Below are 11,647 nucleotides of genomic sequence, written 5' to 3' on the forward strand. Positions count from 1 at the left end.
GCGGAAGAGGGGGCCGCGCGGAAAAATCAGACCACGGCGCCGCGGCCCGGGTCGTCGTCATCGTCCTCGCCCTGCGACATACGGGCCACCAGCGTCGCGAACCCGCCCAGGAAGCCCCCGATGCCCAGGGTCGTCAGCCACCACGTCATCTCCCACTGGAAGACGACGGCCAGGAGCAGCAGCACCGGCCCGCCCACCACCGCCAGCCACGCGAACTTCGAGGTCGTGTCCGCCGGCGGCAGCTCCGGCTCCGGCGGGACGAAGTGGCCCTCGTCCGCCCGGTCGGCCGCTGTCAGGTCCCCGTCCTCGGGCTCCGCCAGCGAGTGGTCGCGGGGGCCGCCCACACCGACGCCCGGGGCGAACACCACCGAGCTGCCCAGCGGCGCGGCCGCCGGCGGCTCCTGCGACTCCGGCGGCTCCGGCTTCACGTCCTCCTCCGGGAGCAGCAGGTTCTCGATCGGCTTGAACGGCCGCGACCCCGGCGGGTCCGGCGGCTCCTGCCCGTACCCGGCGACGATCGCCGCCCACGCCGCTTCCTCGTCCAGCGGCGGAACACCGCCGGACTGCTCCTCGTGCTCAGCCACCCGCCTCCGCCCCCTCCCTGCCCACGCTCTCCGCCAGTCGGCCGACGAACGCATAGCTGTCCGCGAAGATCCGCTCCGCGTCATGGTCCAACGTCGCGACGTGGTAGCTCTGTTCCAGCAGGGTCTCGGTGACGTCCGTCGACGAGACCCGCGCCAGGATCCGCGCCGAGTCGGCCGGCGGCACGACGTGGTCCTGCGGGCTGTGCAGCAGCAGCACCGGCTGCGTGACCTGCGGCAGTTCGCCGTCCACCAGCTGAAGGAACTTGCGCAGCGAGTGCGCGGCGCGGGTCGGGACCCGGTCGTAGCCGACCTCCGCGGAGCCCTGCTTCGCGATGTCGCTCGCGATGCCCGGCGTGGAGCGGATGAAGTGCTTGGCGACGGGGAGGGTGACGGCCAGCGGATCGTGCACCTTGTTGGCCGGGTTGACCAGAACGATCCCGCTGATCGCGTCCCCGTGCTTGGCCGCCAGCCGCAGCGTGAGCGCGCCGCCCATGGACAGCCCGAAGACGAACACCTGCTCGCATCGCTCCAGCAGCTCCCGCAGCGCGCGGTCCACCTCTGCGTACCAGTCCTGCCAGCCCGTGAGCTGCATGTCCTGCCAGCGCGTCCCGTGCCCGGGCAGCAGCGGAAGGGACACCGTCAGTCCCCGCCCGGCGAGATACTCGGCCCACGGACGCAGGGACTGCGGGGAACCGGTGAAGCCGTGGCAGAGGAGGACGCCGACCTCTCCGCCCTCGTGGCGGAACGGCTCGGCTCCAGGGAGGACGGGCACCAGGATCTCCTTGGTCATGAGGGTTGGCGGGTGCGTTGCTCTGTGTGACTTCACCGTACGCGACCGGGATGGCACCGACCAGGGTCGTCGGGCCGCTCCGGGTGGAGCCAGGGGATATGGTCTGTTCGACAGACACAGGAAGGCTTTCGAGTTGATCTACGGCGCAATGAAGTTCTCCATCGGCGGTTCCCTGAAGCTCGCCTTCAGGCCGTGGGTGGAGGGCCTCGAGAACATTCCTGCGGAGGGGCCGGCGATCCTCGCGAGCAACCACCTGTCCTTCTCCGACTCCTTCTTCCTGCCGGCCGTGCTGGACCGGAAGGTCACCTTCATCGCGAAGGCGGAGTACTTCACCTCCCCGGGTGTCAAGGGCAAGCTGACGGCCGCCTTCTTCAAGGGCGTCGGCCAGCTCCCGGTGGACCGCTCGGGTGCGCGCGGGGCCGGCGAGGCCGCGATCAAGAGCGGCATCGAGGTCATCGAGCGCGGGGAGCTGTTCGGTATTTACCCCGAGGGCACGCGTTCACCCGACGGCCGCCTCTACCGCGGCAAGCCCGGCGGTCTGGCCCGCGTGGCCCTGGCCACCGGGGCGCCCGTGATCCCCGTCGCGATGATCGACACGGAGAAGATCCAGCCGCCCGGCAAGGTGGTCCCCAAGCTGATGCGCCCGGGCATCCGGATCGGCAAGCCGCTGGACTTCAGCCGCTACCACGGCATGGACGGCGACCGCTTCATCCTCCGCTCGGTGACCGACGAGGTCATGTACGAGATCATGAAGCTGTCGGGCCAGGAGTACGTGGACATCTACGCGACCGCGGCCAAGCGCCAGATGGCCGACGCCGAGAAGGCCGCCAAGAATGAGAAGGCCGCCGAGAAGGCAGCCGCGGACAAGAACGCGGCGGACAAGAACGCGGCGGCTGACAACAACGCGGCCGACAACAACGCGGAGTAGCAGTACGGGCGCTACCGCCCGCGAAGTGTGGGTGGGGGAAATGACGAAACGCGAGCGCGTCGTACGCATGTCCGTCGAGCAGCCGCTCTGGCGGGCGCTGACCGCCTACCGGTTGCTCACCATGGTCTACGCGGTACTGCTCTTCGCCTCCGCGTACAAGGAGTTCGACCGGCCCCGGATCGCGATCGGCTACCTCGCCCTCCTCGCGGTCTGGACCCTGGCCACCCTCCCGAAGGTGGCGAACGCCGCCAGCTGCACCAAGCGCTTCCTCTGCGCCGACCTCACCGTCGCCTGCGTGGGGATCCTGCTCACCCCGCTCGCGGACGCCCACGAGCGGATCGTCGCCGGCGGCCCGACCCTGCCCACCATCTGGACCGCCGGCTCCGTCCTCGCCTTCGCCATCAAGGGCGGCTGGCGCTGGGCCTGTTTCGCCTCCACCTTCGTCGCCGCCGCCAACATCGTCCAGCGCGGCGCCCCTTCCCGGGACACCCTGCACAACGTCCTGCTGGTCTGGGTCGCCTCCGTCGCGATCGGCTACGTCGTCGAGGTCGCCCGGGCCAGTGAGGCCACCCTCGCCCGCGCCCTGGAGATCGAGGCCGCCACCCGCGAGCGCGAGCGCCTGGCCCGCGACATCCACGACGGGGTCCTCCAGGTCCTGGCCATGGTCCAGCGCCGCGGCACCGACCTCGGCGGGGAGGCCGCCGAGCTCGGCCGGATGGCGGGGGAGCAGGAGGTCGCGCTGCGCACGCTCGTCTCCAGCGGGCTGCTGCCGACCTCCCGGATCTCCCGCGACGAGTCGCGGGGCGCGCTGGTGGCCGCGTACGAGGTGGAGGAGCCCGGGGCCGACGAGGGCGAGCTGGATCTGCGCACGCTCCTCGCCCCGCACGCCGGCTCGCGGGTGAGCTTCGCCGAGCCGGGCACCCCGGTACCGCTGCCGGTTCCCGCCGCGCGGGAGCTGGCCGCGGCGGTCGGAGCCGCCCTCGACAACGTGCGCAAGCACGCCGGGGAGGGGGCCAGGGCCTGGATCCTGGTCGAGGACTGGGGCGACGAGGTGATCGTGACCGTCCGGGACGACGGCCCGGGCATCCCGGCCGGCCGTCTCGACCAGGCGGAGGGCGAGGGCCGCATGGGGGTGGCCCTGTCCATCCGCGGCCGGCTGCGTGACCTCGGCGGCAGCGCCGAGCTGGTGTCCGTCCCCGGACAGGGCACCGAAGTCGAACTGAAAGTACCGAGGGGGAGAACCCAGTGAACGAGCCGAGCCAGCCGAGCGCGCCGGGCGACATCAAGGTGATGGTCGTCGACGACCACCCCATGTGGCGGGACGCGGTCGCCCGCGACCTCGGCGCCGCGGGCTACGACGTGGTGGCCACCGCCGGCGACGGCCCCGAAGCGGTACGCCGGGCCCGCGCGGCCGCCCCGCACGTGCTGGTCCTCGACCTCAACCTGCCCGGTATGCCCGGCGTCCAGGTCTGCAAGGAGCTCGTGGGCGCCAACCCGGCCCTGCGGGTGCTCGTCCTGTCCGCGAGCGGGGAGCACGCCGACGTCCTGGAGGCGGTGAAGTCCGGCGCGACCGGCTACCTGCTGAAGTCGGCGGGCGCCCAGGAGCTCATCGACGCCGTCCGCCGCACGGCGGCCGGCGACCCGGTGTTCACCCCGGGCCTGGCCGGCCTCGTCCTCGGCGAGTACCGCCGACTGGCCACCGACCCGCTGCCGGCCGCCGCCGACGTCCCCAAGGCGCCGCAACTGACCGACCGCGAGACCGAGGTGCTGCGACTGGTGGCCAAGGGTCTGTCGTACAAGCAGATCGCGGAGCGCCTGGTCATCTCCCACCGCACGGTGCAGAACCACGTGCAGAACACCCTCGGCAAACTCCAGTTGCACAACCGCGTCGAGCTCGTCCGGTACGCGATCGAGCGCGGCCTCGACGACGCGTAAGGGATCGCCCCGGTCGTACTTACTTCCCCGTATGAGTGAACATGCGTATCCAACGCCTCGTAATTCCACCGGAATTGACCCCGCGCGGGCCCTGCTGTGATCTGAGTCACCACTAGTGTGACCGTCATGGCGAAGGGAGATTCCTTGACTTCCTCCCCTCCCTCAACAGGAGGGGATTCTCACCCTTGCGGGTGGGGCTTCCTGCTTCACCGCGGGCTGCCGCGCCAGGGAGAAACCCCGTCGAGGTCTTACGCCCGCTCCACAGGCGGACACCGCCAGCCCGGCGGCCAGAAGGTTCACGGCTGCGTTCTCGTCCCGGTCGTGGGTCGTCCCGCAGTTGCCGCACGTCCATTCACGGACGTCCAGGGGCATCGCTCCGGCGATTGCCCCGCAGGCCGAGCACAGTTTGGAGCTGGGGAACCACCGGTCCACGGTGATCAGATCGCGCCCGTACCAAGCAGTCTTGTACTCCAGCATGGACCGCAGCTCGCGCCACGCCGCATCGGTGATGGCGCGGGCGAGCTTGTGGTTCTTGAGCATGCTCTTGATGGTGAGGTCCTCGATCACGAGCGTTTGGTTCTCGCGCACGAGTCGAGTCGTCAGCTTGTGCAAGTGGTCCCGGCGGCGGTCTGCGATCCGGGCATGGATGCGGGCCACCCGGAGGCGGGCCTTGGACCGGTTTTTGCTGCCTTCCTCCTTCCGCGACAGCGCCCGTTGGGCTCGGGCCAGACGCTCCCGGTCCCGGCTCTCGTGTTTTGGGTTAGGGATCTTCTCCCCGGTGGACAGGGTGACCAGGGCTGCCAGCCCGGCGTCGATGCCCACTGCGTTCGTCGTTGCGGGCACCGGGGCAGGCCCGTCCTGGCAGAACAGCGACACGAACCAGCGCCCGGCGCGGTCGCGGGAGACCGTGACTGTGGACGGCTCCACCCCTGCCGGCAGGGGACGGGACCACACCACGTCCAACGGCTCGGCCATCTTCGCCAGCGTCAGCCGGCCATCGGCGTAGCGGAACGCGCTGCGCGTGTACTCGGCCGAGGCGCGCGACTTCCGTTTCGACTTGAAGCGGGGGTATTGCGACCGCTTTTCCCAGAACGCCGTGAAGGCACTCTGCAAGTGCCGAAGGGCCTGCTGGAGCGGAACCGAGGACACGTCGGCCAGGTACGCCAGATCCTCGGCCTTCTTCCAGCTGGTGAGCATGGCCGACGTCTGGCCATAGCCCACCCGCTCCCTACGGGTTGTCCACGCCTCGGCACGGGCAGCGAGGGCCAGGTTGTAGACCTTCCGCACGCACCCGAACGTCCGCGACAGCTCCACTGCCTGCGCGTCGGTCGGATAGAAGCGGTGCTTGAACGCCCGCTTCACAGAAGTAGCCCCCATGCCTTGGACGGTAGGGGCGGTCACGATCTGAACACAAGGTCAGGTCACAGCCTCACGCAGCGGTATTCCGCTGCCGTGCGGTGCAGAACCGGGGGGCCGTTTCTCCTCCGGTTGAAGCCACGGGTATCCACGCAAGGAGAATGAGATGAAGGTCGGAGTGCTGACCGGCGGCGGCGACTGCCCCGGGCTCAACGCGGTGATCCGGGGCGTGGTCCGCAAGGGCGTCCAGGAGTACGGCTACGGGTTCATCGGTTTCAAGGACGGCTGGCGCGGCGCGGTCGAGGGGGACACCGTCCCCCTCGACATCCCCACCGTCCGCGGGATCCTGCCCCGCGGCGGGACCATCCTCGGCTCCTCGCGCACCAATCCGCTCAAGCAGGAGAACGGGGTGCGCCTGATCAAGGAGAACCTCGCCAAGTACGAGGTCGACGCGCTCGTCGCGATCGGCGGCGAGGACACCCTGGGCGTGGCCGCCAAGCTGTACGGGGAGTACGGCATCCCGTGCGTCGGCGTCCCCAAGACGATCGACAACGACCTGTCGGCCACCGACTACACCTTCGGCTTCGACACGGCCGTCGGCATCGCCACCGAGGCCATCGACCGGCTGCACACCACGGCCGAGTCGCACATGCGGGTGCTGGTCGTCGAGGTGATGGGCCGCCACGCGGGCTGGATCGCCCTGCACTCGGGGCTGGCGGGCGGTGCCAACGTCATCCTCATCCCCGAGCAGCGCTTCGACATGGACCAGGTGTGCGCCTGGGTGACCTCCCGGTTCAAGGCGAGCTACGCGCCGATCGTGGTCGTCGCGGAGGGGGCGATGCCCAAGGACGGGGAGCTGGTCCTCAAGGACGCCACCAAGGACTCCTTCGGGCACGTCCGGCTGTCGGGCGTGGGCGAGTGGCTGGCCAAGGAGATCGAGGCGCGGACCGGCAAGGAGGCCCGCACGACGGTGCTCGGGCACGTCCAGCGGGGCGGCACGCCGAGCGCGTTCGACCGGTGGCTGGCGACCCGGTTCGGGCTGCACGCGATCGACGCGGTGCGCGACGGCGACTTCGGCAAGATGGTCGCGCTGAAGGGGACGGACATCGTACGGGTGCCGATCGCGGAGGCGACGGCGAAGCTGAAGACGGTGGACCCGGCGCTCTACCAGGAGGTCGGGGTCTTCTTCGGCTGAGCCGGGGAGCGAGGGCGGACCATGGGTCGTAAGGTGACAAACGACCCATGGTCCGACGTACGGGAGCAAGCGTGGAGATCCTGGCATTCGGTGTCACCGCCGACGAGAAGCCGCTCCTGGAGCGCGCCTTCGCGGGGCAGCACGAGGTCCGCTGCCTCGACGTCTTCCTGAGCGAGGACACCGCGCCCATCGCGGCCGGGTACGAGATCGTCTCGTCGAGCGTGAACGCCGACCTGAACGGCCGGGTGCTGCGCACCCTGGCGGCGGGCGGGACGAGGATGATCGCCCAGCGGTCCACCGGCTTCAACAACATCGACCTGGACGTGGCCCGGCAACTGGGCATGACGGTCAGCCGGGTGTCGTACTACTCCCCGTACTCGGTGGCCGAGTTCGCCTGGACCCTGGCCATGGCCGTGAACCGGCGGATCGTCCGGGCATCGAACCGGACGCGCGACTTCGACTTCCGGCTGAACGGGCTCATGGGCCGGGACATGCGCGGCCGTACGGTGGGCGTGCTCGGCACCGGCAAGATCGGCGAGGCGTTCACGCGGATCGCGCACGGCTTCGGGATGAAGCTGCTGGGCTGGGACGTGGCGCAGAACCCGGCGTGCGTGGAACTGGGCATGAAGTACGTGGACAAGGACGAGCTGCTCGCCTCGGCGGACCTGATCAGCCTGCACGTGCCGCTGCTGGAGTCGACGCACCACATCATCGACTCGGCGGCGCTGAAGACGATGAAGGACGACGCGCTGCTGGTGAACTCCAGCCGGGGCGGCCTGGTGGACACCGAGGCCCTGGTGGACGAACTGCGCGCCGGCCGCTTCGCGGGCGTCGGCCTGGACGTGTACGAGGCGGAGGCCGGGGTCTTCTTCCTGGACAAGTCCCTGGAGGCGGTGGAGGACGACACCCTGGCCCGGCTGATCACCTTCCCGAACGTGGTGGTCACCTCGCACCAGGCGTACTACACGCACGAAGCGGTGGGCCAGATCATCGACACCACCGCGCAGAACGTGGCCGACTACACGGCCGGCCGCCGCTCCGAGAACACCCTGGTGCCGCCGGCGTCCTGACGCGGGGACGCGGGGACGCGGGGAGGCGGGGCCGGGCCCCGCCTCCCGCACAGCGGTCAGACCGGGGTCCGGACGCCCGTCAGCAGGTCGCGCACCAGCTCCGCGCCGCGCAGGGTGAGCACCGACTCCGGGTGGAACTGGACCCCCGCGAAGCCCGCCGCGGAGCGCAGGGCGTGGACCTCGCCGGTCGCGGCGTCGCGGGCGATCTCCACCCCCGACAGCGCCAGCCGGGCCTCGGCGGCGTCGTCGCAGTGCGCCGTGAACGTGTTGTAGAACCCGACGACCTCCTGCGCCCCGAACAGGTCGATCCGGGTCTGCGCGCCCTGGGCCGGCTCCGCCTTGCGGATGAGCGGCAGGCCCAGCTCCGCCGCCAGCAGCTCGTGCCCGAGGCAGACGCCCAGGATCCCGCCCCGGTGCGAGGCCAGCAGCTCCGCCGCCAGGCCGCGCAGCAGCCTCATCTTCGGGTCCGCCGACTCCGCCGGGTTGCCCGGACCGGGGCCCAGGACGATCGGGCCGTCCCAGGCCAGGGCGGCCGCCCGCAGCCCCGGGTCGTCGTAGCGGCGTACGGTCACGTCCAGCCCGGCCACCCGCAGCACGTGGCCCAGCATCGCCGTGAAGGTGTCCTCGCCGTCCACCACCAGCGCGTGGCCCGTCACCGGCACCGGCCGTTCCTGCATCCGGAGCCAGAACGGCGCCAGGTCCTGCCGGCGTGCCGCGAGGGCCGCCTGGACCCGGGGGTCGTCGGCCAGCCGCGCCCCGCCGAAGGCCGGCCGGGGGGCCGCGGGCCGTACCCCGAGCGCCGCGAGCACCCCGGCCGCCTTGGCGTGGGTCTCCGCGACCTCGCCCGCCGGGTCGGAGTGGCGCACCAGCGTCGCGCCGACCGGCACCCGCAGGGTCCCGTCGGCGGCGATGTCCGCGGTGCGGATCAGGATGGGGGAGTCCACCGTCTGGCCGCCGGAGGAGTCCAACCCCAGCAGGGCCAGCGCGCCCGCGTAGTAGCCGCGGCCGCCGGTCTCGTACCGCTCGATCACGCGGCAGGCGTTCTGTACGGGGGAGCCGGTCACCGTCGCCGCGAACATCGTCTCGCGCAGCACCTCCCGCGCGTCCAGCGAGGTCCGGCCGCGCAGCTCGTACTCGGTGTGCGCGAGGTGGGCCATCTCCTTCAGGCGCGGCCCGACGACGACGCCGCCGCGGTCGCCGACCGTGCACATCATCTTCAGTTCCTCGTCGACCACCATCGACAGCTCCTCGGTCTCCTTGCGGTCGCCGAGGAAGGCGAGGAGCGACTCGGCGGTCGGGCCGCCGGCCGGATAGCGGTAGGTGCCGCTGATGGGGTTCATCACGACGGTTCCGCCGGTCATCCGCACGTGCACCTCGGGGCTGGCCCCGACGAGCGTGCGGTCGCCGGTGTGGACGACGTACGTCCAGTACGCGCCCCGCTCGCCCTCCAGCAGCCGCCGGAACAGGGCGAGGGCGTCGGCCCGGCCGAAGCCGTCGATCCGGCCCTCGTAGGTGCGCCGGATGACGAAGTTCGCGCCCTCGCCGCGGCCGATCTCGTCCTCGATGACGCGCTCGACGGTGGCCGCGTACTCCTCGTCGGGGACGTCGAAGCCGCCGCCCTCGACCCGTACGTCGTGCGCGGGCAGCGCGGCGAGCGCCTCGGCGAGCGGGACCTCGTAGGCCTCCTCGGCGGCCAGCACGCTCAGCGGCGTGCCGTCGTCGCGTACGTCGAACCCGCGCTCCCGGATCTGGCGGAAGGGGACGAGCGCGAGGGTGGGCAGCTCACGGACGGGAAGGTCGGCGAGGCGCTCGGCCTCGTGGACCGGGCCGATCAGGACCTCGACGGTGTCGTGGTCCCGGCCCGGGGTGCGCCGGCGCAGCAGGGCGAACGGCGGGCAGGAGTCGTCGAGCAGTCGGCTGAGCTGGCTGGCCTGGCTGGGTCGCATGGGGCTGGGGCGTCCTTCCGGTGGAGGTGGGAGGGACGGCCCGGGGACTCGGCGCAGATACGCCGAAGGCCGCCCCTCGGGGCGGCCTTCGCGTCGCTGTCAGTGTGTACGCGCGAGAGGTGGGCCGCCGGGAGCGGTCCACCACCAGTTCTGGTTCGCTTGCGAGTACATGCACCGCACCCTAGTCCAAGTCGGCCCCATCGCGCTGTACTGAACCCATACCGGCCCCTGAACCTTGGATTCCGTTCATCCGGGGGGTTCGAACCTTCGAGAATCTTCGTCTCACCTGGTGGGCGGCTGGCCAGAGGGGCCCTGTTACGCCGTAATGTGTACGGGGTGACCGTGAACGCTGAGACCCAAGCCCTCGCCGCCAAGGCGACCTGGCGAGACCTTCCCGCGGCGCAGCAGCCTTCGTACCCCGATGCCGAGGCTGTGCGCTCTGTCGTCGCGGACCTCGAGTCGTATCCGCCGCTCGTCTTCGCAGGCGAGTGCGACCAGCTGCGCGCCCGCCTGGGAGCCGTCGCCAAGGGCGAGGCGTTCCTGCTGCAGGGCGGCGACTGCGCCGAGGCCTTCGACGCCGTGTCCGCCGAGCACATCCGAGCGAAGCTGAAGACGCTGCTCCAGATGAGCGCCGTCCTGACGTACGCGGCCTCCGTGCCCGTCGTCAAGGTCGGCCGCATCGCGGGCCAGTACTCCAAGCCGCGTTCCAAGGACACCGAGACCCGCGACGGCGTCACCCTGCCGACCTACCGCGGTGACTCCGTCAACGGCTTCGCCTTCACCGAAGAGGCCCGGATCCCGGACCCCGAGCGGCTGAAGCGCATGTACCACGCGTCGGCCTCGACGCTGAACCTGGTGCGCGCCTTCACCACCGGTGGTTACGCCGACCTGCGCCAGGTGCACGCCTGGAACCAGGACTTCGTGAAGTCGTCCCCCTCCGGACAGCGCTACGAGCAGCTGGCCCGCGAGATCGACAACGCCCTGAACTTCATGAAGGCCTGCGGCACCGACCCGGCCGAGTTCAAGGCCGTCGAGTTCTACGCCTCGCACGAGGCGCTGCTGCTCGACTACGAGGGCGCGCTGACCCGCACGGACTCGCGTACCGGCAAGCTGTACGACACCTCCGGCCACATGGTCTGGATCGGTGAGCGCACCCGCCAGCTGGACCACGCGCACATCGAGTTCTGCTCGCAGATCGCCAACCCGGTCGGCATCAAGCTCGGCCCCACCACCACGGTGGACGAGGCGCTCACCTACATCGACCGCCTGGACCCCGAGCGCGAGCCGGGCCGGCTGACCTTCGTCGTCCGCATGGGCGCCGACAAGGTCCGCGAGAAGCTCCCCGAGCTCGTCGAGAAGGTCACCGCTTCGGGCGCGACGGTCGTCTGGGTCACCGACCCGATGCACGGCAACACCTTCGAGGCGGCCTCCGGCCACAAGACGCGCCGTTTCGACGACGTGCTCGACGAGGTCAAGGGCTTCTTCGAGGTCCACAAGGAGCTGGGCACGCACCCGGGCGGCATCCACGTCGAGCTCACCGGTGACGACGTCACCGAGTGCGTGGGCGGCGGCGACGAGATCTTCGTCGACGACCTGCACCAGCGCTACGAGACGGCCTGCGACCCGCGGCTCAACCGCAGCCAGTCCCTGGACCTGGCGTTCCTGGTCGCCGAGATGTACCGCGACCAGTAGGGATCAGTCAGTAGGTTCATACGGCTCTGGGGGGGGGGGGGGGGGGGGGGGGGGGGCAGAAAGCGGCGCGAGGGGGTTTGGGGGGAAGAAAGTGGGGGGGGGGGGGGGGGGAAGCACAGAAACAGAAAGAGGGGGTATTTCTCCCTCCACC

Annotated in this window: 10 protein-coding genes; 6 read left to right on the forward strand and 4 right to left on the reverse strand. The window is 70.8% G+C overall.

What is annotated here, in order from left to right:
- Positions 1 to 26: 26 nt before the first annotated feature.
- Entirely contained in the window at positions 27 to 584 is a 558-nt protein-coding gene (locus tag ACZ7GJ_RS17890) for a hypothetical protein (RefSeq protein WP_470752716.1), read from the reverse strand.
- Positions 577 to 1,356: an alpha/beta hydrolase gene (locus ACZ7GJ_RS17895; RefSeq protein ID WP_470752826.1), complete on the reverse strand. Its 780-nt coding sequence runs from the start codon at positions 1,354 to 1,356 to the stop codon at positions 577 to 579. Before ACZ7GJ_RS17895 ends, ACZ7GJ_RS17890 begins: the two co-directional genes overlap by 8 nt.
- A 166-nt stretch (positions 1,357 to 1,522) precedes the next feature.
- On the opposite strand from ACZ7GJ_RS17895, the gene ACZ7GJ_RS17900 reads away from it, so the two are divergent.
- From ACZ7GJ_RS17900 to ACZ7GJ_RS17910, 3 genes are read left to right on the forward strand one after another with little or no spacing between them, the layout of a single operon-like run.
- Positions 1,523 to 2,302, forward strand: a complete 780-nt coding sequence (locus tag ACZ7GJ_RS17900; RefSeq protein WP_470752828.1) for a lysophospholipid acyltransferase family protein — start codon at positions 1,523 to 1,525, stop codon at positions 2,300 to 2,302.
- A 40-nt stretch (positions 2,303 to 2,342) separates the two neighbouring features.
- Complete coding sequence (macS, locus tag ACZ7GJ_RS17905) at positions 2,343 to 3,551, forward strand: MacS family sensor histidine kinase (RefSeq protein ID WP_470752718.1); 1,209 nt, start codon at positions 2,343 to 2,345, stop codon at positions 3,549 to 3,551.
- A gap of 41 nt (positions 3,552 to 3,592) precedes the next feature.
- Positions 3,593 to 4,237 (forward strand): response regulator transcription factor, encoded by a 645-nt coding sequence (locus tag ACZ7GJ_RS17910; RefSeq protein WP_365917391.1) that lies wholly within the window; start codon positions 3,593 to 3,595, stop codon positions 4,235 to 4,237.
- A 162-nt stretch (positions 4,238 to 4,399) separates the two neighbouring features.
- On the opposite strand, the gene ACZ7GJ_RS17915 is transcribed toward ACZ7GJ_RS17910, so the two are convergent.
- Positions 4,400 to 5,614: an RNA-guided endonuclease InsQ/TnpB family protein gene (locus tag ACZ7GJ_RS17915; RefSeq protein ID WP_470752721.1), complete on the reverse strand. Its 1,215-nt coding sequence runs from the start codon at positions 5,612 to 5,614 to the stop codon at positions 4,400 to 4,402.
- Between the two features lie 145 nt (positions 5,615 to 5,759).
- Here ACZ7GJ_RS17915 and ACZ7GJ_RS17920 point away from each other — a divergent pair, with 145 nt between their 5' ends.
- The gene (locus tag ACZ7GJ_RS17920) at positions 5,760 to 6,788 is read left to right on the forward strand and encodes a 6-phosphofructokinase (RefSeq protein WP_470752723.1); all 1,029 of its coding nucleotides are present in this window, start codon (positions 5,760 to 5,762) and stop codon (positions 6,786 to 6,788) included.
- Between the two features lie 71 nt (positions 6,789 to 6,859).
- Complete coding sequence (locus ACZ7GJ_RS17925; protein WP_470752726.1) at positions 6,860 to 7,858, forward strand: 2-hydroxyacid dehydrogenase; 999 nt, start codon at positions 6,860 to 6,862, stop codon at positions 7,856 to 7,858.
- Between the two features lie 56 nt (positions 7,859 to 7,914).
- Here the strand turns inward: ACZ7GJ_RS17925 and ACZ7GJ_RS17930 are convergent, their stop codons facing one another.
- A complete protein-coding gene (locus tag ACZ7GJ_RS17930; protein ID WP_470752727.1) occupies positions 7,915 to 9,804 on the reverse strand; it encodes an anthranilate synthase family protein in 1,890 nt (629 codons plus the stop codon).
- Positions 9,805 to 10,140: 336 nt separating this feature from the next.
- Between ACZ7GJ_RS17930 and ACZ7GJ_RS17935 the strand changes: the two genes are divergently transcribed.
- The gene (locus tag ACZ7GJ_RS17935; protein ID WP_470752729.1) at positions 10,141 to 11,496 is read left to right on the forward strand and encodes a class II 3-deoxy-7-phosphoheptulonate synthase; all 1,356 of its coding nucleotides are present in this window, start codon (positions 10,141 to 10,143) and stop codon (positions 11,494 to 11,496) included.
- Positions 11,497 to 11,647: the final 151 nt, after the last annotated feature.

This window comes from Streptomyces sp. NPDC037242 (genome assembly GCF_055604165.1).